Origin of the sequence: Giesbergeria anulus (genome assembly GCF_900111115.1) — a bacterium.
GTDB classification, from domain to species: Bacteria; Pseudomonadota; Gammaproteobacteria; order Burkholderiales; family Burkholderiaceae_C; genus Simplicispira; species Simplicispira anulus.
The window spans coordinates 16,927-39,417 of sequence record NZ_FOGD01000006.1; the positions used below are offsets into that span (position 1 = coordinate 16,927).

Sequence of the window (22,491 nt, forward strand, 5' to 3'; positions counted from 1 at the left end):
GGGGTTCCTTCGTCAGGTGACAAAACTGGCCGCCAGCGAGCCTACCAGCAGGTTCCAGCCATCGGCCAATACAAACAGCATCAGCTTGAACGGCAAGGCCACCAACACCGGCGACAGCATCATCATGCCCAAAGACATCAAGATGCTGGAAACCACCATGTCAATGACCAAAAACGGGATAAAGATCATGAAGCCGATCTGGAACGCCGATTTGAGCTCGCTGGTGACAAATGCCGGAATCAACACCCGCAAGGGGGCGGTTTCTGCCGTGGTGGCGGGGTCAAGCTTGGCTAACTTGGCAAACAGTGAAAAATCTGCTTGGCGCGTTTGCTTGAGCATAAAACTGCGCATAGGCACCTCGGCCTTAGCCACGGCCTGCTCAAAAGTCATGGCATTGGTGGTGTAGGGCACATAAGCCTCTTTGTACACCTTGTCCAACGTGGGGCCCATGACAAAAAACGTGAGAAACAGCGACAAGCCAATGATGACCTGATTGGGCGGTGCCGCTTGGGTGCCCAACGCTTGGCGAATCAAAGACAACACGATGACGATGCGCGTGAACCCCGTCATCATGAGCAAAATGCTGGGCAAAAAAGACAACGCCGTAAAAAACAGCAACGTCTGAATGGGCACAGAAAAACTGGTGCCACCTCCACCCGAACCAACCAAAATAGGCAAACTGCCCGCCGCTTGAGCCAGCACGGGGGCAGGCAAGGCCAGCGCAAACAGGCCCACACCCAGTGCTGCGGCGGCACCCATCGCCTTGCGTCCCGTGTCACACATGGCCTGCATCCTTCGCACTGACGGCTTGGGCGGCCTGTGCCACCGCCACCACTTGGGCAAACGGCAGCGGCGCACCTGCTGAGACAGCAGCCACCACTGGCAGCACATGCAAGCAACTGATATGTTGTGCCGTCACGCCCAAAACTAACCGGGTTTTTTCTTGGTCGGTGGCAATTTCTACCGTTACGACGCGCTGCTGTGGCCCTACAGCCACTACCGACAACACCTTGGCTGCCACCCCAGCTTGTGCTTGGGCGGTGGCATGGCGCTGCTGCCATTGGCGCAGCAACCACGGCGCCATAGCCATAGCACCAATAAACAAGACCACGACCACTAAGGTCTGGGTCATGCTGCCACTATCCGCCACGGCTGACGCGGCGCAGCCGCTCCGAGGGCGTGACCACATCGGTCAGGCGGATACCAAATTTGTCGTTCACCACCACGACTTCGCCTTGGGCGATCAAGTAGCCGTTAACCAACACATCCATCGGCTCACCGGCCAGCGCATCGAGCTCAACGACCGAGCCTTGGGCCAGTTGCAAAATGTATTTGATCGGCACCTTGGTGCGCCCCAGCTCCACCGACAACTGCACCGGAATGTCCAGCACCATATTGATGTCGTTGATGGGGGGTGCATCTGCGCCAGGGCCAAAAGGCCGCAACGGCTCCCCCGCCAATGGCCCACCCTGTTCGGCGTCGATATCTGGGTGATCGTCGGATTTTTTCTGCTCTTCTAGCGCCTCGGCCCAACCTGCAAAAGCATCATCTCCTGCGGGCCTGCTTGCTTCTTCATTTGCCATTCTTATCTCCCATCCAGCTCAGATCTGTAGTACGCAGACATTCTTCGATACGAATTGCGTATTTAGCGTTGTGTGTGCCATATTGGCAATTGAATACCGGCACCCCTCCAATGGAGGCCCGAATGCGCGGCTCGCGGTCAAGCTCAATAAAATCGCCCGGCTTCATAGCCAGCAACTGCTCCACCGTGGCATCAGCCCGGGCCAGCTCGGCCACTAATGTGACCTCTGCCGACTGGATTTCACGCGTGAGCACCTGCACCCAACGGCGATCGACCTCAATCGAATCGCCTTGTGTAGAGGAGTACAGCACATCGCGGATTGGCTCCATCGTGGCGTAGGGCATACAGATGTGGATGGCCCCGGCCAAATCGCCAATTTCTAACTGAAATGCCGTGGAAACCACAATTTCGCTCGGTGTAGCAATGTTGGCAAACTGCGGCTGCATTTCAGAGCGCTGGTACTCTAGCTCTAGCGGATAGATACCATGCCACGCTTTTTTGTATTCGGCGCAGATCACATCGACCAAGCGGTTGATGATGCGCTGCTCGGTGGGCGAGAAATCGCGCCCTTCAATCCGGGTCTGAAATTTGCCCACGCCGCCAAACAGGGTGTCGATGATGCCAAACACCAAGGAGGGCTCGCAAACGATCAAGCCACTACCGCGCAGGGGCCGGATGGCGACGATATTGAAGTTGGTGGGTACCGCCAGCTCGCGCAAAAAGGCGCTGTAGCGCTGCACCGCCACCGTACCGACTGAGATTTCAGGGCTGCGGCGAATAAAGTTGAACAGGCCGATACGAAAGTTGCGGGCAAAGCGCTCGTTGACGATTTCCATCGTCGGCATACGCCCGCGCACAATGCGCTCTTGACTAGAGATGTCGTAGCGGCGCACTTCGCCATCTTCATGCACCTCTTCGGCATGTTTTTGGCTTTCACCCGTAACGCCCTCTAAGAGGGCATCGACCTCTTCTTGGGATAAAAACGATTCGCTCATGGCAGCGACCCCATCGGCATCATTGGATGATAAAGCTGGAGAACAGCACCCGGCGCACTGGGTTTTGACGCCGCCGTGGTGCTGCGTCTTCTTCTTCGGCAGCATCGGCAGCACGCGCCGCTGGAGGTTTAAAGCCTAGGGCCTTGCCCGCCTCGCGTTGGATGTCGGCAGCCAACTTTTCTTTACCCTCTAGGCGCAACAGTTCTTCGGTGGTGCGCTGCGACAGCAGCATCAGCACACTACTGCGCACACTGGGCATGAGCTTTTTAAGCTGATCGGCCATTTTCTCGTCGGCCACTTCGAGGGTGATACCCAACTGGACAAAGCGGTCGCCACCCGGATCGGCCAGATTGACCACCATGTTTTCGAGTGGCAAAAAGGTAGGCACCGTGGCTTTGGACTCGGTATGGGCGGCATCGCCGCCTTCCTCTCCCGCAGCTTTTTGGGACATCATCCAGAAAGCGGCGCCCCCCCCGACAAGGAGCAGCACGAACACGACAGCGCCAATAATGATCAACTTTTTCTTGCCCTTGGCAGGCTGGGGGGCAGAGTCGTCAGCCGGGGTTTTAGATGACACGATGGAATTTCCTTGCAACAAGCAGGAGACGGGTACCCGCAGCGGGTACGGACATCTCTGGGGAGACTGTGTGCATTATGGGCACGATGAATCCCCGATAATAGCCAGAATAAAATACCAAAGCCTTGGTATTCCAACGCCTTTTAGCCGCATTAGACAAAGATATCTACCGCTTTGTCTGTGACGGTGCCCACGCTGCGCTGACCGTTTGTAGCTACACTGGCCTGCACCGTGGCACTCTGGCGTGTGCCCTTGGCACCGTTACGCGGGTCAGAACTATTGTTGCCATCGCCTTGCATGGCCGAATCACCCACTGTCATGCCTGACAAGCTCAGGCCTTGGCTCTCCAGTAAATCACGCAACTGGGCCTCACTGGCATCGAGCAAGGCACGGGTCTCGTTTTGGTCACTACGGAAGCTGACATGGGCCTCGTTGCCACTGAGACTCACCGTGACTTCTACTGGGTGGCCAGCGTGCTCGACCGTCAACTCGGCATTTTGGATATTTTGGTTGACCCAGTACGACACCTGTTCGGCCACCGCATCTTCTGCGGGCAAAGCGCTGGCCGCATCAAAAACCGGCGCTTCGCCCACGCTGGCAGGTTCTGCCATCAAACCATCGATACCAAAGAGCGCACCGGCATCAGAGTTTTGACCTGAGGCACCGCGACCACCTTCGCCGCCACGGCCCGCATTTTGCCCTTGGCTGCTCAAGCCCACATCCTGCCCTGAAAAGGCGACCGGGGGTTCAAAAGAGTAGGAGGGCGCGCCCGATACGTTTTGCTGTTGCCCTGCACCAGCGGCTAGTGGATCACGCGGTGCATCGGCCCCGCCAACGGCGGCCTGCAAAGCCGAGACCAAAGCGGCCTGAGAGGCGGCGCGCTCTGTGGGCTCTTGGCGCAGACTCAGGGTACTGCGGGCCGTCAGGGCCTCAGTGGCCGGGCTGGCCCACCGCGAGGCCGTGGGCTTTTTAGCCACTGCGCCCAACCCTTGCTCGGCTTGGGCCTCGGTGGCTCCGTCCAGAGCGGCAGTTTGTGCCACCAGCCCCAGCTCACCACCACTGCTGGCTACCGCAACACCACGGGAACCAGCCGCTAAGGCGTTAGTGACAGTTGGTGCTGCCAGCAAGGCGTTATGCCCCCCTAACGATAAGGTATCAGTCGGGGTGATGGTGGCAGACTGGGTAGAACTCAAGGGGGCCTGGGTAGCCCCAGCAAATCCAGCCTGCAAGGCCAGCAAAGAGGCTGTAGCAGCAGAAGAGTCTGTAGCCGTGGCCTCTAAGCTGGGCCATTTTTTTAACGGTGCGCTCTTGTCTCCGGCAACATCCAAGGCGAGTGCCCCATCGGCATCTAAGACAGGTACGCCAGAAAGCAGGTTATCGCCCAATGCCGTGAGCAGCCCCAGAAAATCACCTGCTCCAGCCGTACCTTGGGCGAGAGCAGGGCGGTTTTTGGCTGGTGTGGTGCCGTGGGCTGCCTGCGTTGGCTGCGAAGGACTGGGGGGGCGCATTTTTTCCATCATCTCGGCTCCTGGCCCTTACAGGCCCTTGCGTTGCTGGAGGTACTGCAATGCAGCACGTTCATCGGTTTGTTTTTGCTCGCGGCGAGCTTGGGCCTTCTCAATCTCTTGGTGGCGCTTATCGGTCAGTTTTTGCAGGCTAGTGAGGCGCAACTCGGTTTGTAGTAAGGCCTGCTGGGCTTGGGCCACCCGGCATTCATGGTCTTGCACCACAGTGGTTTGCAAGCCCATAGCATGGCCGAGCCGATCCATAAATTGGTAATGGTGAAACATGACCTCAGGGGCCATCGTGACATTGGCACGCATACCCCAGCGACCTTCGGTTTCATGGGCGTAGGCCTGCAACTGCTCCATCTGACCTTGCGCTGCCATTTGGGCTTGGCGGGCACTTTGCAGCCGCCGCCGGGCCTCATCGCGCTGGCGCTGTGCGGCCTCGACCGCCACCATCAAGCCTCGCAATGCCGAAGGGACAGCCATGGTGCTCGCCCTACTTTAGTATCTGTGCCATCACAGCACAACTGTCTTCCAGCGACGCGGCCTCGTGCATCCCTTGTTGCAAAAAGGCCACCATCGCCGGATGACGCAGGATGGCATCGTCCAACTGCGGATCAGAACCGCTCATATAAGCGCCTACCTGAATCAAATCACGGCTTTTTTGGTAACGCGAATAGGTTGCGCGAAACTTGCGTGCCAATTCAAAATGCTCGCGGCTGACCACGTTGTTCATGACCCGCGAGGCCGATTGTTCAATGTCAATGGCCGGAAAATGCCCCATCTCGGCCAAAGAGCGCGACAAGACAAAGTGCCCATCCAAAATAGCCCGTGCCGAATCGGCAATCGGGTCTTGTTGGTCATCGCCCTCTGACAACACGGTATAAAAGGCGGTGATAGAGCCCACACCATGCAGGCCATTGCCGCTGCGCTCGACCAAGCCGGGCAACTTGGCAAAACACGAGGGCGGATAACCCTTGGTGGCCGGTGGCTCGCCAATAGCCAAGGCGATCTCGCGCTGGGCCATCGCATAGCGGGTGAGTGAGTCCATGAGCAGCAGCACATGCTTGCCCTTGTCGCGGAAATGCTCGGCCACGGCAGTGGCGTAGGCAGCGCCCTGCATACGCAGCAGGGGTGGTGCATCGGCAGGGGCGGCCACCACGACGGCCCGGCCCCGGTCTTCGGCGCCCAAAATGTCTTCTACAAACTCTTTGACTTCGCGGCCACGCTCGCCAATCAAGCCGACAACAATGACGTCTGCCTCGGTGTAGCGGGCCATCATGCCCAAGAGCACGCTCTTGCCCACGCCAGAGCCAGCAAACAGCCCCAGCCGCTGGCCTCGGCCCACAGTGAGCAGCGCATTGATAGCGCGCACCCCGGTATCAAGTGCTGTGCGCACCGGGTCGCGATCCATGGCGTTAATTTGCTGCCGATTCATAGGCTCGGCACTGACATTTTGCAGCGGGCCACCATGATCGAGCGGTAAACCTTGGGAATCGACTACCCGGCCCAGCAAGCCATCGCCCATTGGTAGGCGCAACATGCCCACCGCCGTGATCGGGCGCACTTCTTCACCCAGCCGTGGCGTAGGCACATAGGGCGGTGCGGGCACCACACTAGCTCCGCTGGAGATACCATGGATGTCACCGGCGGGCATCAAAAAGGCCCGTTCGCCATCAAAACCGACCACCTCGGCCAGTACCGGCTCCTTGCCGGGCATCTCTAAAAAGCATTGTGAACCTACCGGCACGCGGATGCCCTTGGCTTCTAGCACCAGCCCGGTCAGGCGGGTCAGGGTGCCGCGCGTTTCTAGCGTTACACCACTGGCCACACGGGTCTTAGCTCCCTCTATGAACTGCGCCCAAGCGGCGGTGCTATCTTCAGTGGTCATGGCTGGCACCCTCATTCTGGGGCAACGCTTCAGGCTTCCAAGGCAAATCCAGCCCCAACGGAGCAATGGCACGCTGCCAGCGCTTTTCTAAGTGGCCGTCAATGACCGCCCCTGCCAACTCGACCATACAACCGCCCGGAGCCACCGCTGCATCAGACACCCACTGCACGGCGCCATCAGCAAATTCTGTGCGCAGGGCTTCAGCCACGATGGCATGGTCTTGTGGATTGAGGCGCACGGTGGCCGGACGGCCATCAGTGACCAGCATATCCAGCGCTTCACGCACCACCGGCTCTAGGGCCTTGGGGTTGATGTGCAATTCTTGGCGCACCACTTGGCGGGCAATATCGCAGGCCAGCTCCAGCACATGCTGGGCCAAATAGGCTTGCATGGCTTGCAGATCGGCCCCTAGTTCGCGCACCACTGCATCGAGCCGGGTGGCTGCTTCTTTGGCTTGGCCTTGGGCGTAATCGTCCATACGCTGCTGCCACTCTTGTGTGGCTTGGGCGTGGCCTTGCTGATGGCCTTGCTCTAAGCCCTCTGCCAAGCCTTGCTCCACGCCCAAAGCGTAAGCCTGTTGGCGGGCCTGCTCTAGCTTTTGCTGCTGCGCTTGCTGGGCTTGCTGCTCACGCTCATACTCTTGCTGGCGCTGGGCTTCTTCTTTGGCTTTTTGCTCAGCCACTGAGGTATTAGGCCCAAAGGTCAGGGCAGAAAAACCGCCGTTGCCCATGGCCGAAAACTGCACTGGCACCACATGCCCCACCTCTTCGCGGGGGATGAAGCGGGCATAGACGTTGCGGGGTTTAGACGAAGCTGTCATCGGCACCACCACCAATCACCACTTGGCCTTCATCGGCCAGACGGCGCACAATTTTGATGATTTCTTTTTGCTGCTCTTCCACCTCGGACAAGCGCATGGGGCCACGGGCCTCCAAGTCTTCTTTGAGGGCCGCCGAGGCGCGTTTGGACATATTGTTGAGAAACTTGTTCATCAACTCGGCAGATGCCCCCTTCAGGGCGACGATCAGGGTTTCGGAAGCCACTTCGCGCAGCACCACTTGGATAGAGCGGTCGTCGAGCTTTGTCATGTGCTCGAACACGAACATCTTGTCCATGATCTTTTGCGCCAACTCTGGGTCGTGGCTGCCAATCGATTCAAGCACCGAAGATTCGATGTTGGAGCCGAGCAAGTTGATAATTTCTGCCGCTGTTTTGACACCACCCAGGGACGTCTTGCGAATTTTGTCGCCCCCGGCCAGCACCTTGAACAGCACCTCGTTCAAATCTTTCAGCGCCACCGGCTGGATACCTTCGAGGGTCGCCACACGCAGCATGACTTCACTGCGCTGGCGGTCAGTAAACTGCTTGAGTACTGCTGCGGCCTGCTCATAATCCAAATGCACCAAAATGGCGGCAATGATTTGTGGATGCTCGTTGCGCAACAGTTCGGCTACCGACAGCGGGTCCATCCACTTCAAACTCTCAATGCCTGAGACGTCGCCGCCCTGCAAAATGCGGTCAATCAGCAAAGAGGCTTTGTCGTCGCCCAAAGCACGGCGCAGCACCGAGCGCACATAGTCGCTGGTATCAGACACCAGCAAACTTTGCGCCGCAGCGGCATTGGTAAATTTCAGCACCACCTCGTTGACCTTGTCGTGCGAGACCGAACGCATACGCGCAATGGCCTCACCGAGCTTTTGCACTTCTTTGGGCGAGAAGTGCTTGAACACCTCTGAAGCCTCTTCTTCGCCCAGAGACATCAGAAACACGGCAGCGTCGTTAAGCCCTTGGTCATCCATGGTGAAAATCCATTCTGGTTAAAGCGGGTTGGACATTGGCGTTACTCGCCATTAACCCAAGTTTTCACAATGTTAGCAACCGCAATCGGATTTTGTCGCGCCAAGGCACGAGCCTCTTCTAGGCGCAACTGCTCAGGCGCTGGGTCACCGGGCTTAGGTGGAGCCAAGGCTGGGCGATCCAAGACATCGGCTTCTAGTGCATTGAGCTGCGCAGTCTCTTCTGGGGTAGGTGGTGCCAGCGCCTTGATGGCTGGGCGCACCAAGCCGAGCAAGACCAAGGCTGCAAAGAGAGCAATACCGACTGGCCACGCAAAGCTGCGTGCCAGCTCCAAAGTTTCTGGCTGTTTCCAAAACGGCAAGGCTTCGATCTTGCCGGCATCGGCTTGGAAGGGAGTGTTCATCAGGTTGACCGAATCACCACGCTCAGGATTAAAGCCGATGGTCTCGCGCACCAAAGCCGTCATCTGCGCTAGCTGCTCTGGAGTCATGCCCTTAGTGACAGGGTTGCCCTTTTCATCGACCGCGTTCTGGTAGTTCACCACCACCGCCGCTGTCAGGCGTTTGATGGTGCCACTGTTGCCACGGGTGACGCGCACGGTCTTATCGACTTCGTAATTGGTGATGGACTCGCGCTTGCTATTGGCAGTGGCCAGTTTACTGCTACCAGCAGCCGTCGGGGCAGGGTTAGGCCCATTGATAGGAGCCGTAGCAGGTTGGGGTGGCTGGGGCTGATTAGTGGCTGCACCAGGGATGCCGGTGGGTGGCGTCGGCTCTGCCTGATTGCTGGTGCTTTCTAGCACCTGTTGGCTGCGGATAGCACTGGCATCGGCATTTTGGTTAGGCCGGTGCTGCTCTTGCGTCGATTCGGTACGGCTGAAATCGACCTCTGCGGTCACTTGGGCCTTGATATTGCTGCGCCCCACTACGGGCTCCAAAATGTCCATGACCCGCTTGGTGTACATCTGCTCCATTTGCTGCACGTACAGCAGTTGCTGGGCATCAAAGCCCTTATCGTCGGCCCCATCGGGGGATTTGGACAGCAGCTTGCCGGTATCGTCGAGCACACTCACAGCAGAAGGGGCCAGCTCAGGCACGCTAGAGGCCACCAAGTGCACAATGCCCGCCAGCTGTGCTTTATCCAACATACGGCCGGGGTGCAAGCTCACCAAGATCGAGGCCGAAGGCTTTTGCTGCTCCCGAAAAAATCCGTTTTGATTGGGTAAGGCCAAATGCACACGCGCTGTTTGCACCGACGACAGCGATTGGATAGAGCGCGTCAGCTCTCCCTCCAAACCCCGCTGAAAATTGAGCCGCTCTTGGAACTGTGTCGTGCCAAAACGGTTGGAATCGGTCAGTTCAAACCCCGACACTGAGCCTTTGGGCAACCCCTGTGAGGCCAAGCGCAAACGTACGTCATGCACACGCTCAGTGGGCACCAAAATCGCGCCCCCGCCCTCGGTGTACTTGTAAGGCACGTTCATTTGCGACAACTGGGCCACAATGGCGCCGCCATCTTTGTCGCTCAGGTTAGAAAACAGCACCTTGTAGTCCGGCTGGCGGTTGAGCATCAGTGCCACCAGCACGGCAGCCACTAACAGGGCTACACCGCCTCCTAGGCGTAGACGCTGTCCGCTGTCTAGCGCAGACAGACGCTGCAGCCAGACAGGCCGGGCTGACGGAGTGGCGGTGGCAGGTAGTTCAGCAATGGCAGACATTTTTTATTCCAGTAATACAGCGTCCGAATACACGGACTTTGCGTGCATCCGATTATGGGAATTCAGCCCCCGATCACTCGGCAGATAAGCCCCACCTTTGTCCATCTATTTGTCCTGCTGCAAAGTAGGCGCTGCGCCTACGATTGACGCCATCGCCAGCCTTGAGAGAGCAAGACCATCATGGACATCCGCACCACCTCATCCCCTATCTCCCCCTCCTCCAGTGCCGACCAGCTGCGCCGTGCGGCGGCGGCCGTCCAACGCAACAACGTTGAGGACGAGGGCTTTTACACCGCCTTCAAAAGCGCTCTGCAATCGGTCAGCACGGCGCAAAACCAGGCCACTCACTTGCAACGCGAAGTGCAGCTAGAAAACCCCAAGGTGAGTTTGGAAGAGACTATGGTGGCCATGCAAAAATCGCAAGTGGCCTTCCAAGCGTCGTTGCATGTGCGCAACCGCATGGTACAAGCCTATACCGATATCATGAACATGCAGGTGTAACCACCTGATGGTGTGCCACGTTTTACTGCATTTTTTCAGGGGGTATAACATCGATTGAACCCACACCACCTACCCCACCCCGGTTTGCACCACAAAAAGCCCGTCCTGTCGATCCACAGGTCGGGCTTTTTGCTTTTTGTCAGTGCCTGCAAGCACCAAGCACAGAAGCCGGAAAAAACAAAGCCGCCCACCCCTGCACAGGGGAAGGCGGCCTAGGCTCCAACGGGAACAGAAGAGCTCAGTGGATCAGTTGCGGCTGGCCTTGAAACATATGCTCAAACTGCGCCAGCCAAGGCTCTGCCAAGCAACGAATCTGGGCATCATTGTGCAAAATGCGCTGCATGATGCGCGTCTTTTCACGCCGATGTTCGGGCAGCAGCTCCATCTTATTGGCTTTGGTGCGCAACTGCTCAATCAGCACGGCACAGGCCGTCTCGTAGCGCACCACGCCATCCCAGTCTTTGTGCTGGGCAGCTTCCAGCATCTTGACGCTGCTGGCCTCGATGGCCTTGTAATAGTCGATCAACATTTCTGGCATGGCTCAACCCTCTGTGGTTACGGCGTGCCCGGCCTGCGGGGCACCGTCCGGGGCGGGGGTGGCCGCACCGGGGTTTTTCATTTCGCTCCAACCTTGGGCAATAGGCCCAATGATATGGGCCACTTCTTCAAGCATGGCATCGTCGTTGTGCATATTGGCCTGCACCAGACGACCCAAACAATACTCATACAAATCGCTCAAATTTCGGGCAATTTCGCCGCCGTTTTCACGGTCTAGCGCGGTAGCCAGCCCTTCTTCAATGATACGCATCGCCTTAGCAATGCTGTTGCATTTGAGTGCCACGTCATTGCGGGCGATGGCACCCCGTGCCGCAGTCACCGCATCAAGCACGCCCTGATACAACAGATGCACCAGCTGGTGCTGGTCCATCGTGTGCATACTGGTTTCGACATTGATGCGCTGGTAGGCAGAGGCGGCACGGCTGCGATTGGGGCTAAACATGCTGTCAATCCTTAGGGGAGAATAATGGGGGATATCGGCTATTCAGCCAAAGACTAAAGAGGCCACCCCTAGCCCGTCGATTTATTCCAGGTGGTAATTTGCTGGCTAACGTAAGAATTCAAGGCAGTGAGCTTAGACATCTGGCTGTCTAGCGCGCTGTAGCGGGCATTGAGCCTCGTCTCCAGATTGGTGGCTGCTGCCTCCACCCCCTTCTGGGCCTTGCTATTGCTCTTGAGACTCAATTGCAACGAGTTATCTTTGGTCTTAAAGAAACCATCGGTACTGAGCATGTTGGTAGTCATGGACTTCACCGTGGCAGCGATACCACTGGGGCTAGACTCTGAACCCCGAAACATCTTTTTCACTTCATCGACATTGTTAAGGGCCTTAGACAATTTGCCCGAGTCAATAGCCAAATTTCCTCCACGCTGAAAGCCAACGCCAATATCGCTCAAGGTCTTGAACACCGACGAGCCCTTAGACACCGACTGCACCGCTGCGCGCAGCGAGTTTTGCAAGCCGATGGCGGTCGAGTCGCCCTGAAACAAGCCGGACTCTTTGGTGCCAGCATCGTATTTGGTGGCGTCAGACAGGTAAGAGTTGACGGCATTGTAGGCCTCAACAAAGGCATTGATGTTGGCCTGAATGGCGCTGTTGTCTTTGGTCACACTGACCTGCACAGACTTGGTGCCAGTGTCGGGCATTTTTTCTGCCTTGAAGGTCACGCCAGCTACAGTGTTTGCAAAGGTGTTAGTGCTAGAAGTAACGCTGATGCCATTGACCTTGGCCGCAGCATTAGCGGCTTTTTCGGTGGCTGCAGGATCAATCGCGGTGGAGGCCAAACGATCTAATCCACCCGGCGTACCCCCAGTAGCAGTGAGGCTAAAACCAAAATCCTCGCCAGTGTCTTTGCTGCGTAAGAGCAAACGCTGGCCGCTAGCATCGGTCAGGATAGTGGCTGTGACCCCAGCATTGGCACCGTTGATCTTGCTGGCAATGTCTGCGACAGTATCAGAAGCGGAGACGGTAATATCTACGGAAGAAGCAGGGGTTTTTCCTGTGAACACCCCGGTTGCACCAGGGCCAGTGGCATCCCACTTACCCAGCGCAATTTTTAGCGTACCGGAACCGACCGCACCACTGATGGAATTAGAGGCCGTAGACTGAGCCTTCGCCAATGCTGTCACTTCTACATTGAAGTTGGTAGGCAAGGTGCCCCCAACGGCAGTTGCACTCACAAAGGCACTATCAGACGAAGTGGTCGTTACCCCGTTCCAGCCGGTAACGCTGCTCAGTTTGCTGGCTGCATCCGACAGGGTGGACACCAGCGACTTGATCTGCCCGAATGCAGAAATTTTGGCGTCAACTGTAGATTTTTCTAACTTCAGCTTTGCCAGTGGCGCCTTCTCCAGTTCCACCAACTTTGAAACGATGGACTTGATGTCCAAGCCGCTACCTACACCGACTGATGAAATGGATGCCATGCCAAACTCCTGAAAATTTCAAGGGCAATTATGGCGCTGCCCCAACACCGTGAACCTTCGTAAACGTACGCCTAAACCCGCCAATTCGCAAGCTATCGGCAACACTAAGAGCCGTTCTAGTACAAAAAAAAGCGGTGGCACCACGGCCACCGCTAACAAAACCATGCGTGCAAAGAAGTCCATCAATACAACAAAACCAACACTTTAGGAGACAACCGACGGGCCTGAGCGACCAAGGCGGCGTCGGCACCCCGCACCATTTGCGTGCGCGACAGCTGGGCTGTGTGCTGCGCTTGGCTGGCGTCGATGGTGCCTGCCTCTGGAGAAGAATCCTGCTCCAACGAAAAACCCGCACTTTTGCGGGTTTTGGCGTTGGGGGAGAAGGCATCGGCAGACTTGGATTTTTTTTTCTCTTTTGCCTTCGCCTCGGAGCGGGCTTTTTCTGCCTCGGTTTGCTTTTTCTTCTCTGCTTTCTCTTTTTCAGGTGTTTCTTTCAAAGCACCTTCATCAGAGGAAGCAGAGGGAGCAGCCGAGAAAGTCCCCTCCAGCCCCTGCGGCTTATCGCAAAAGTGACATCACGCCTTGCGGCAGCTGGTTGGCCTGAGCCACCATGGCGGTACCGGCCTGTTGCAGGATCTGCGCACGCGACAGGTTAGCCGTTTCCACCGCAAAGTCAGCGTCTTGAATGCGCGACTTGGCAGAAGACATGTTCTCCGACGAAGTGCTCAGGTTGGTGATGGCGGTTTCAAAGCGCGATTGCACGGCACCGAGCTTGGCGCGTTCGCTGCTGATGAAGGAGATGGCCGAATCCACCGTCTTGAGGGCCTTGGTAGCACCATCAAAGCTGGTGATATCCAGACCAGAAACGGCATTCAGATTCGAAGCACCGGTTGCCACCTTGGTACCAGTGCCATCATCAACGCTGCCAGACAACGTGTTGGAGGCATCGACCACGGTAAAGCCCTTGCTCGAATCCAGAGTCACGACGCCACCCACAGTAGCACCACCAGCAGCACCAGCAGCATTGGCTGCAACCACTGCCGTGGCATCCACCGCGCCGTACTGGTCAATCTTGGCCAAAGAAGCATCACCGCCATTGGCAGCGCCTGTATCAGACACCACGACGTCATTGCCAGCCGCATTGGTCAGTTCAATGCCTGTACCAGCCTTGTTGACAGCGGCAGTGATACCAGTCTTGGACGAGACGTCGTTAATAGCCGTCACAGCAGCAGCCAGACCGTCAGCGGTACCTGTGGCCGACACACTGAAGTTGACCGACGATGCTGTAGCGTTGTCAGACTTGAGGTTCAGAGAGTAAGTACCTGTAGCACTGAAAGTCAACTCAGCCTTAGTGATGGCCGTGGCAGTCACGCCAGTCTTGTCGCTCTGGGCATTGACCAAGCCAGCGATGTCTTTGGCAGTAGCACCAGCGGCAACCACGATGGCACCACTGCCTGCGGTGCCATAGACGTTGGCGGTACCGCCAGCAACACCATTACCACCAACACCAGAACCGGCAAGAGCGACAGAGCCGCTGGCGGTCATTTGGTTGTTACCGTAGCTGTTGGTACGCATATTAGACGTAGCAGCAGTGATGGTTTGGTTGGCATTGGCACCCACTTGGAACTGTTGCGAACCAAAGCTGCCATCGAGCAGTTTCTTGCCGTTGAATTCGGTGGTTTGTGCGATGCGATCCAACTCGGAACCCAACTGGTTCACTTCTTCTTGCAGCGCCTTGCGGTCACTGGCGCTGTTGGTGGCATTGGACGATTGCACGGCCAGTTCACGCACACGTTGCAAGATTTCGCCGGAGGACTTGAGTGCGCCTTCAGCGGTTTGCGCCATGGAGATGCCATCGCCAGCATTGCGAATGGCTTGGTTGGTACCACGGATTTGGCTGCTAAAACGCTCAGAAATGGCCAAACCAGCAGCATCATCCTTAGCGCTGTTGATACGCATACCGGAAGACAGACGGCCGATAGCTGTGTTCAAAGAAGCCTGATTGGCGCTGAGGTTGCGCTGTGCGGTCAGGGAAGCGACATTGGTATTGATGGTGGATGCCATAACAAAGCTCCTAAAAAAGAAACGACTGAAAGATGGCGTTGCCGCCAACAAAGAAACCACAGTATGCACCCGCTGAAGCGGTGTCTTACCCGTTGCCCGCAGGGATAAGGGGAAGAACTACCGGCTACTGCCTAGCGCCACAGTGTCTTAGCACCACTATTTTCGGGTAGTGCGCAGAAAACTTAAGGGCAAATTGCAAGATTGGCGCACTTTTGTGCGTCTTATCGGGCAAACGCCAAACGCAGCGGTCTCCACAATCACCTCCATCGTTCCACCCAAGTCCGCCGGGCAGATCCCTTGAACCGGCAGATGTATTTGTTTACACCTCTGTAGGAGTTATGCGATGGCATCCACTATCAACACCAACGTCGCTTCCTTGACCGCACAGCGCAACCTGAGCACCAGCCAAGCGTCGCTGAATACGTCGATCAACCGGCTGTCATCGGGCCTGCGGATCAATACCGCTAAAGACGACGCTGCTGGCTTGGCGATTTCGGAACGCTTTACCAGCCAAATCCGTGGCACCAATCAAGCAGCACGCAACGCCAATGACGGTATCTCGTTGTCTCAAGTGGCCGAAGGGGCCCTGAAGGCCTCGGGCGATATTTTGCAACGTGTGCGTGAACTGGCCGTGCAATCGGCCAACGCAACCAACAGCAGCTCTGACCGCAAAGCCTTGCAACAAGAAGTAAGCCAACTGGTAGCTGAGTTAGATCGCATTTCGCAAACTACCGAATTTAACGGCAAGAAATTGCTCGACGGCACTTTTGGTACCGCGCAGTTCCAAGTAGGTGCCAACGCCAACCAAACTATTGTCGCCAATACCGCCAATATGCGCGCTACCACCTACGGCAATAACCAGAATGCTGCTTCGAGTGGTTTTGGCGTCCAAGCCCAAGCGCCCGGCGCTTTGGCTGACCCCCAACCCAATGGTATCAATGCTGGCCAATTGGATCTGAATGGTTCACCCACCAGCGGCTCTATTACTATCACTCCACCTGAAACTGCAGCCAGCATTGCCAACAAAGTCAATGGTATCTCGGATAAAACAGGTGTGATGGCCACGGCCCGTACCCAAGTGGCACTGGTGTTTGGTGATCCGACAGGTGCCACACCACCCGCCAGCGGTTCGTTCTCACTGACGCTCAAGTCCGACAACGCACCCAACACGCTCAATATTGCCTTTAGCCTAGAAGCGAGCACCGGCTCCGACCGCTTGGCCCCGGCAGTGGCAGCGGTGAATGAACAATCGGCCAAAACTGGCATCACCGCCAGCCTGTCCTCTGACGGCAAACAACTGCTTTTGACCAATGCTGCCGGCAACGATATTTCGGTGGGCAGCGTGACCGGCATCAATAACGCCGAAACTATCGATGTCTACAAGCTGGCTGCTGATGGCCAAGCGTATACGACTGCCGGCGCTGCCACGCTGCCTTTCAATGCTGCCAGCGGTACACAAATCGACAACGCCGGCTCTGGCAACGTTGTCACCAGCAGTGGTTACCTCACTCTGGACTCGAACCAATCGTTTACCGTCGTGGCCGATACCAGCGGTGCTGTAACAGCAGGCGCATCGGAACTGCAAAAGGTCTCTGACTTGGATGTGACCTCGTTCGAAAAGGCCACCCAAGCGCTGAAAACGGTGGATTCGGCTTTGGCCTTTGTCAGTGGTGAACGTGCCAAGCTCGGTGCCATGCAATCGCGCTTTGAGACAGCCATCAACAACCTGAACATCACCTCCGAGAATCTGTCAGCCTCGCGTTCACGCATTATGGATGCCGACTTTGCGGTGGAAACAGCCAACTTGTCGCGGGTACAGATTTTGCAGCAGGCCGGCACCGCCATGGTGGCCCAAGCCAACCAGATTCCGCAGGGCGTGCTGTCGCTGCTGAAGTAAAAGCCAGCGCTAGCGCCTGCGCCAGCCAGCCGCCCGCCAGGCGCGCTGGCTTTTTTATTGGCCATCTCCACTTACGGCTTCTCGCCACGCCAACATGAAAGCCATTATCCTTGCCGGGGGCTTGGGCACCCGTATTTCTGAAGAATCACACCTGCGCCCCAAACCGATGATCGAGATTGGTGGTCGGCCTATCCTGTGGCACATCATGAAAATGTACGCGGCCCACGGGGTGAATGATTTCATCATCTGCTTGGGCTACAAGGGCTATGTGATTAAGGAGTATTTTGCCAATTACTTTCTGCACATGTCGGATGTGACTTTTGACATGGCCCAAAACCGTATGGAAGTACACCGCCGCCATGCCGAGCCTTGGCGCGTGACCTTGGTGGATACCGGAGAAAACACTCTGACGGGCGGTCGCTTGCGCCGGGTACGTGATTATTTAACGGCTGGAGAGCCTTTTGCTTTTACCTATGGCGATGGCGTGGCCGATATTGATTTGACGGCAGAATTTGCCTTCCATCAAGCCCATGGCAAACTGGCCACAGTGGCTGCCGTACAACCGCCAGGGCGCTATGGCGCACTACAACTAGACGGCCACCGGGTCAGCGCCTTTACCGAAAAGCCCCGAGGTGATGGTGGCCTTATCAACGGCGGTTTTTTTGTCATGCAACCCGAAGTGATTGACCTCATTGAGGGGGACCAAACCAGTTGGGAGGCTGCGCCGATGAATACCTTGGCGGCCCAAGGCCAACTCTGTGCATTTGAGCACAGCGGCTTTTGGCAACCGATGGACACACTGCGCGAAAAGAACCTGCTGGAAGAACTGTGGCAATCGGGTCAAGCACCGTGGAAACAATGGTGAACGGTATGACACCAAACATCCATTTCTGGCACGGTAAGCGCGTACTGCTCACCGGCCACACGGGCTTTAAAGGCGCTTGGTTGGCACTGTGGCTGCAACGCTTGGGGGCCAAAGTTACTGGCATCGCATTGCCTGCTGCTACGACCCCAGCGCTGTTCACGCTGGCCGATGTGGCACAAGGCATGAACAACCACTTCATCGACATTCGCGATGCCGCCGCCGTGGCCTCCGTGGTGCGGACGACACAACCAGAAATAGTGCTGCATCTGGCAGCCCAAGCGCTGGTGCGCCCGGGTTATGCGGCACCACTGGAAACCTACGCAACCAATGTCATGGGCACGGCCCACGTATTGGATGCCCTGCGCGGATTGGGCAGCGTGCGCGTCGCGCTGGTTATTACCACTGACAAGGTTTATCGCAACCGTGAGTGGGCCTACCCCTACCGCGAGAGCGACCCCCTAGGCGGCCATGATCCTTACAGCGCCAGCAAAGCCGCTGCCGAATTAGTAACGGCCAGCTACCGCGAGGCATTTTTGCAAGCACAAGGGGTGGCTGTAGCCACGGCGCGGGCAGGCAATGTGATGGGCGGTGGCGATTGGTCTGCGGATCGGCTGTTGCCTGATGCCGTGCGTGCTTGGGAGCAGGGCGCTACCTTACACATCCGCCAGCCCCAGTCTACCCGCCCTTGGCAGCATGTGCTAGAGCCACTGGCTGCTTACTTGCAATTGGCTCAAGCTCTGTGGCAACAGCCCCCCTTGGCAGGAGCCTACAACTTTGGCCCATTACCCCACGAAGCCGCCACCGTACAACAGGTGATTGAACTGGCAGCCCGCGCTTATCCCAGTGCCGGTGTTCGCTATGACGACCAGCATCAAGGCCCACACGAAGCGCGCTGGCTGGCGCTAGAGACCGCACAGGCTCGCAGCAAGTTGGGCGTGCAGCCACGTTGGCCCTTGGCCACCGCCGTGGAGCACACGATGGCGTGGTACCGTGCCCAACAACAAGGGGCCGATGCCTGCGCTTTGTGCCATGCAGATATCGACCGCTATTTAAAAGCCACCCCATGAGCCGCTTTGTCGTCACCGCCACGCCGCTGCCCGGCTTGATGCAAATACAGCGCCAGCCCTTGGCCGATGCACGCGGTGCGCTCACCCGGCTGTTTTGCGCCCAAGAGCTGGCTGATGCGGGCTGGCATGGGCCTATCGCCCAAATTAACCACACCCACACCGTGCAGCGCAGCACCGTGCGTGGCCTGCACTACCAGCGCCCACCTGCCGCCGAGGCCAAACTGGTCAGCTGTCTGCACGGGGCCGTTTGGGATGTCGTGGTGGATTTGCGGGCCGGGTCGCCCACCTTTCTGCGCTGGTATGCCACAGAACTGTCTGCTGAGAACCACACGGCGCTGCTGATCCCACCCGGCTGCGCCCACGGCTTTCAGACCTTGCAAGACCACACCGAACTGCTCTACCTGCACTCAGCCCCCCACACCCCCAGTTGCGAAGCTGCCGTTCATGTCAGTGAGCCGCAGTTGGCGATTGCTTGGCCCCTGCCGATAGCCAATTTGTCAGCCCGCGATGCAGCCCATACGCTGCTGCCCCCTGAATTTGAAGGCATTGCCCTATAAGGTTCTTAGCCATGAAGTGCCGTCACTGCGCCGCCCCTGTCACCCTACCCTTGGTCGATCTGGGCACCGCCCCACCGTCTAATGCCTACTTAGATGCTCCAGCCCTGCATGGCTCAGAGCGCTGGTACCCACTGCGGGTGCTGGTATGTGAGCAATGCTGGCTGGCCCAGACCGAAGACTTTGCCCAAGCCAACGAACTTTTTTCTGCCAATTACGCCTATTTCAGCTCCTTCTCCAGCACTTGGCTGGCCCATGCCCAAGCCTATGTCGATGCGATGGTGCAGCGCTGGGGCTTGAATGAGCACAGCAAGGTAGTAGAGATTGCTGCCAACGATGGCTACCTGCTGCAATATGTGGCCCAACGCGGCATCCCCTGCCTAGGGGTAGAACCTACAGCCAGCACGGCTGCCGCCGCACGGGCCAAGGGCCTTGCCGTAGTAGAGCAATTTTTTGGCACCGCACTAGCCCAAGAGCTGGCATCCCAAGGCCATAGCGCAGACCTGATGGCAGCCAACAACGTGCTGGCCCATGTGCCCGATATCAATGATTTTGTGGCTGGTTTTGCCAGCTTACTCAAGCCCAGCGGCGTAGCCACATTTGAGTTTCCGCACCTGCTGCAATTGGTAGAGCAGTGCCAGTTTGACACCATCTACCACGAGCACTTTTCTTACCTATCGCTCACGGCGGTGCAGCGTATTTTTGCCGCTAACGGCCTGACGGTGTTTGATGTGCAAGAACTGCCCACCCACGGCGGCAGCCTGCGCGTTTTTGCTCGGCGCACGGATGGCCTAGAGCGCCCAACCACACCGGCCGTAGCAGCCCTGCTCGAGCATGAAGCCACCGCTGGCATGGGCCATGCTGCGTTTTACCAAAGCTTGCAACCACAGGCGCTGCGCATCAAACGCGAACTGCTGACCTTCTTGCTCCAAGCACAAGCCCAAGGCCTTAAGGTAGCAGCCTACGGCGCTGCCGCCAAGGGCAATACCCTGCTCAACTTTGCCGGGGTACGCTCCGATCTGCTGCCCTATGTGGTGGATCGTAACCCAGCCAAGCAGGGCCAATTTTTGCCCGGCAGCCGCATCCCGATTGTGGATGAAGACCACCTACGTGCCCATCGCCCCGACATCGTGTTGATTTTGCCTTGGAATTTGAAGGATGAGGTAGTGGCACAACTGGCGTATGTACAAGAGTGGGGCGGACAATTGGCTGTGGCCATGCCCACATTGGAGTTTTTATGAAGCCACGCATTTTTTATACCAAACCCTCCATCACTGAGTTGGAGGTACGCTATGCCGCTGATGCTGCCGCCAATGGCTGGGGTGATCAGTGCTATGCCTACATCCATCGTTTTGAGGATATGTTTAGACAACACCTAGGTGTTCAGTACGCAATTGCTACTTCCAGTTGTACGGGTGCACTGCATCTTGGCATGGCCGCCCTAGGTATTGGCCCTGGCGATGAAGTCATTATGGCCGATACCAATTGGATTGCCACCGCTGCACCAATTATTCATTTGGGAGCAAAACCAATTTTTGTGGATATTCTGGCAAACTCATGGTGTATTGATCCAGAGAAAATCGAAGCAGCCATTACTCCAAAAACAAAAGCTATTATTGCAGTGCATCTTTATGGCAATTTGTGCAATATGGATCGTTTGCTTGCTATTGGTGAAAAGCATGGTATCCCAGTCATTGAAGATGCTGCAGAAGCGATTGGGTCTATCTGGCATGGTCAGCGTGCTGGCTCTATGGGTAAGTTTGGGACTTTTTCTTTCCACGGCACTAAAACAGTCACAACTGGAGAGGGTGGCATGTTTGTGACCAACGATAGCGCACTCTACGAAAAGGTGCTGACTCTGAACAACCACGGTCGGGCACAAGGACAGAAAAAACAATTCTGGTCAGACATGGTGGGCTTCAAGTACAAAATGTCTAACATCGAGGCTGCTATCGGCTGTGGTCAATTAGAGCGCATTGAAGAACTGATTTCACGCAAGCAAGATATCTTCCGGCTGTATCGCAAGTTTCTCGGTGGCATTGATGGAATTGCGCTAAACCCAGAACCTCTGGGCGTCACTATTGGTGCCTGGATGCCTACAGCTGTTCTCGATCCCCAACTCAAAGTCAATCGAGAAATGATGCTTGCAGCCTTCACCGCCGAAAACATTGACGCACGCGTATTTTTCTGGCCCTTGTCTTCACTACCCCCCTTCGAGGCTAAACCGAGCAATTACCATGCTTGGTCTATTCCCGACCGAGCCATCAACCTACCTAGTTATCACGACATCTCGGATCAAGATATTGTTCGTGTGTCCAATGTGCTCAAGAGGCTAATCAATGTTGGCGCTTGATTGCGTGCTCTGGGGAGCATCTGGTCATGCCAAGGTACTAACCAGCCTCATACACCTGTTGGGCGGCAGGGTGTCAGCAACCCTAGACATCAACCCAGATACACCTCCAATTCTTGGGGCGCGTGCGTACTACGGATCGGATGCACTGAGTCTTTGGTTAGACGAAACTGCCGACCCCCATCGCTACACAGGAGTGATTTGCATCGGCGGGGGGCGTGGTGCTGATCGTCAGTATGCCGTAGAAAAATTCCGCGCCGCAGGGCTATGCCTCAATTCCTTGATACATCCACAGGCATTTGTTGATAAGACCGCCTCTATTGGTGAAGGTAGTCACGTACTAGCTGGTGCGGTGGTTGGTGCCCAAGCATGTATCGGATCTGGCTGTATCGTCAATCATAATGCGTCAATCGACCACGAATCCACAGTAGCGGACGGCGTACACATAGCCCCTGGAGCCACTGTATGTGGACTGGTACAAATCGACACTAGCGCCTTTATTGGTGCAGGTGCTGTCATCCTGCCTCGGCTACGCATTGGCGCTCATGCCGTTGTCGGGGCTGGAGCCGTCGTCACCCGTTCTGTAGCTGCGCATGCCGTGGTTGCAGGGAATCCGGCAAAACCCATCAGCAAATAAAAAAT

General features: G+C 56.8%; 24 protein-coding genes. 8 read left to right on the plus strand and 16 right to left on the minus strand.

The features are described 5' to 3' along the window. Positions 1–12: 12 nt before the first annotated feature. The 11 genes from fliP to fliF form a co-directional block, all read right to left on the minus strand. A complete protein-coding gene (gene fliP / locus BMX55_RS10000; protein WP_091456862.1) occupies positions 13–759 on the minus strand; it encodes a flagellar type III secretion system pore protein FliP in 747 nt (248 codons plus the stop codon). Between the two features lie 16 nt (positions 760–775). Further along, positions 776–1,132: a FliO/MopB family protein gene (locus tag BMX55_RS10005; RefSeq protein ID WP_091456867.1), complete on the minus strand. Its 357-nt coding sequence runs from the start codon at positions 1,130–1,132 to the stop codon at positions 776–778. Between the two features lie 7 nt (positions 1,133–1,139). After that, positions 1,140–1,583 (minus strand): flagellar motor switch protein FliN, encoded by a 444-nt coding sequence (fliN, locus tag BMX55_RS10010; protein WP_091456871.1) that lies wholly within the window; start codon positions 1,581–1,583, stop codon positions 1,140–1,142. Beyond that, entirely contained in the window at positions 1,573–2,577 is a 1,005-nt protein-coding gene (gene fliM, locus BMX55_RS10015) for a flagellar motor switch protein FliM (protein WP_091456873.1), read from the minus strand. The genes fliN and fliM overlap by 11 nt, the downstream gene beginning before the upstream one ends. Before the next feature lie 19 nt (positions 2,578–2,596). Further along, positions 2,597–3,154, minus strand: a complete 558-nt coding sequence (locus BMX55_RS10020) for a flagellar basal body-associated FliL family protein (protein ID WP_245751373.1) — start codon at positions 3,152–3,154, stop codon at positions 2,597–2,599. Between the two features lie 152 nt (positions 3,155–3,306). Beyond that, on the minus strand, positions 3,307–4,671 hold the full coding sequence (locus tag BMX55_RS16730; RefSeq protein WP_245751375.1) for a flagellar hook-length control protein FliK: 1,365 nt from the start codon (positions 4,669–4,671) through the stop codon (positions 3,307–3,309). An 18-nt stretch (positions 4,672–4,689) separates the two neighbouring features. Further along, the gene (locus BMX55_RS10030) at positions 4,690–5,148 is read right to left on the minus strand and encodes a flagellar export protein FliJ (RefSeq protein ID WP_091456876.1); all 459 of its coding nucleotides are present in this window, start codon (positions 5,146–5,148) and stop codon (positions 4,690–4,692) included. A 10-nt stretch (positions 5,149–5,158) separates the two neighbouring features. Then, entirely contained in the window at positions 5,159–6,553 is a 1,395-nt protein-coding gene (gene fliI / locus BMX55_RS10035; protein ID WP_091457262.1) for a flagellar protein export ATPase FliI, read from the minus strand. Then, positions 6,543–7,373 (minus strand): FliH/SctL family protein, encoded by an 831-nt coding sequence (locus BMX55_RS10040; protein ID WP_091457266.1) that lies wholly within the window; start codon positions 7,371–7,373, stop codon positions 6,543–6,545. The genes fliI and BMX55_RS10040 overlap by 11 nt, the downstream gene beginning before the upstream one ends. Continuing rightward, the gene (gene fliG, locus BMX55_RS10045) at positions 7,357–8,352 is read right to left on the minus strand and encodes a flagellar motor switch protein FliG (protein WP_091456880.1); all 996 of its coding nucleotides are present in this window, start codon (positions 8,350–8,352) and stop codon (positions 7,357–7,359) included. The genes BMX55_RS10040 and fliG overlap by 17 nt, the downstream gene beginning before the upstream one ends. A gap of 41 nt (positions 8,353–8,393) precedes the next feature. After that, the gene (gene fliF, locus BMX55_RS10050; RefSeq protein ID WP_091456883.1) at positions 8,394–10,067 is read right to left on the minus strand and encodes a flagellar basal-body MS-ring/collar protein FliF; all 1,674 of its coding nucleotides are present in this window, start codon (positions 10,065–10,067) and stop codon (positions 8,394–8,396) included. Between the two features lie 180 nt (positions 10,068–10,247). Between fliF and fliE the strand changes: the two genes are divergently transcribed. Next, positions 10,248–10,568, plus strand: coding sequence for a flagellar hook-basal body complex protein FliE (gene fliE, locus BMX55_RS10055; RefSeq protein WP_091456886.1), 321 nt, complete (start codon positions 10,248–10,250; stop codon positions 10,566–10,568). A 238-nt stretch (positions 10,569–10,806) separates the two neighbouring features. On the opposite strand, the gene BMX55_RS10060 is transcribed toward fliE, so the two are convergent. The 5 genes from BMX55_RS10060 to BMX55_RS10080 form a co-directional block, all read right to left on the minus strand. Continuing rightward, positions 10,807–11,106: a flagellar protein FliT gene (locus BMX55_RS10060; protein WP_091456889.1), complete on the minus strand. Its 300-nt coding sequence runs from the start codon at positions 11,104–11,106 to the stop codon at positions 10,807–10,809. Between the two features lie 3 nt (positions 11,107–11,109). Continuing rightward, a complete protein-coding gene (gene fliS, locus BMX55_RS10065) occupies positions 11,110–11,568 on the minus strand; it encodes a flagellar export chaperone FliS (RefSeq protein ID WP_091456892.1) in 459 nt (152 codons plus the stop codon). A 68-nt stretch (positions 11,569–11,636) separates the two neighbouring features. Then, positions 11,637–13,052 (minus strand): flagellar filament capping protein FliD, encoded by a 1,416-nt coding sequence (fliD, locus tag BMX55_RS10070; protein WP_091456896.1) that lies wholly within the window; start codon positions 13,050–13,052, stop codon positions 11,637–11,639. A gap of 182 nt (positions 13,053–13,234) precedes the next feature. After that, positions 13,235–13,549 (minus strand): hypothetical protein, encoded by a 315-nt coding sequence (locus BMX55_RS10075; protein WP_091456901.1) that lies wholly within the window; start codon positions 13,547–13,549, stop codon positions 13,235–13,237. A 61-nt stretch (positions 13,550–13,610) separates the two neighbouring features. Beyond that, on the minus strand, positions 13,611–15,116 hold the full coding sequence (locus BMX55_RS10080) for a flagellin N-terminal helical domain-containing protein (RefSeq protein WP_091456905.1): 1,506 nt from the start codon (positions 15,114–15,116) through the stop codon (positions 13,611–13,613). 343 nt (positions 15,117–15,459) lie between these two features. On the opposite strand from BMX55_RS10080, the gene BMX55_RS10085 reads away from it, so the two are divergent. From BMX55_RS10085 to BMX55_RS10115, 7 genes are all read left to right on the plus strand, one after another. After that, a complete protein-coding gene (locus BMX55_RS10085) occupies positions 15,460–17,013 on the plus strand; it encodes a flagellin N-terminal helical domain-containing protein (protein ID WP_091456910.1) in 1,554 nt (517 codons plus the stop codon). Positions 17,014–17,107: 94 nt separating this feature from the next. After that, positions 17,108–17,878 carry a glucose-1-phosphate cytidylyltransferase gene (gene rfbF / locus BMX55_RS10090; RefSeq protein WP_091456914.1) on the plus strand — a complete coding sequence of 257 codons (771 nt, stop codon included), beginning with the start codon at positions 17,108–17,110 and terminating at the stop codon, positions 17,876–17,878. 5 nt (positions 17,879–17,883) lie between these two features. Next, on the plus strand, positions 17,884–18,945 hold the full coding sequence (rfbG, locus tag BMX55_RS10095; RefSeq protein WP_091457269.1) for a CDP-glucose 4,6-dehydratase: 1,062 nt from the start codon (positions 17,884–17,886) through the stop codon (positions 18,943–18,945). Next, positions 18,942–19,502: a dTDP-4-dehydrorhamnose 3,5-epimerase family protein gene (locus BMX55_RS10100; RefSeq protein ID WP_091456917.1), complete on the plus strand. Its 561-nt coding sequence runs from the start codon at positions 18,942–18,944 to the stop codon at positions 19,500–19,502. Before rfbG ends, BMX55_RS10100 begins: the two co-directional genes overlap by 4 nt. A gap of 11 nt (positions 19,503–19,513) precedes the next feature. Then, entirely contained in the window at positions 19,514–20,740 is a 1,227-nt protein-coding gene (locus BMX55_RS10105) for a class I SAM-dependent methyltransferase (protein ID WP_091456920.1), read from the plus strand. Next, a complete protein-coding gene (locus BMX55_RS10110; RefSeq protein ID WP_091456923.1) occupies positions 20,737–21,852 on the plus strand; it encodes a DegT/DnrJ/EryC1/StrS family aminotransferase in 1,116 nt (371 codons plus the stop codon). The genes BMX55_RS10105 and BMX55_RS10110 overlap by 4 nt, the downstream gene beginning before the upstream one ends. After that, positions 21,839–22,486 carry an acetyltransferase gene (locus BMX55_RS10115; RefSeq protein WP_091456927.1) on the plus strand — a complete coding sequence of 216 codons (648 nt, stop codon included), beginning with the start codon at positions 21,839–21,841 and terminating at the stop codon, positions 22,484–22,486. Before BMX55_RS10110 ends, BMX55_RS10115 begins: the two co-directional genes overlap by 14 nt. Positions 22,487–22,491 lie beyond the last annotated feature (5 nt).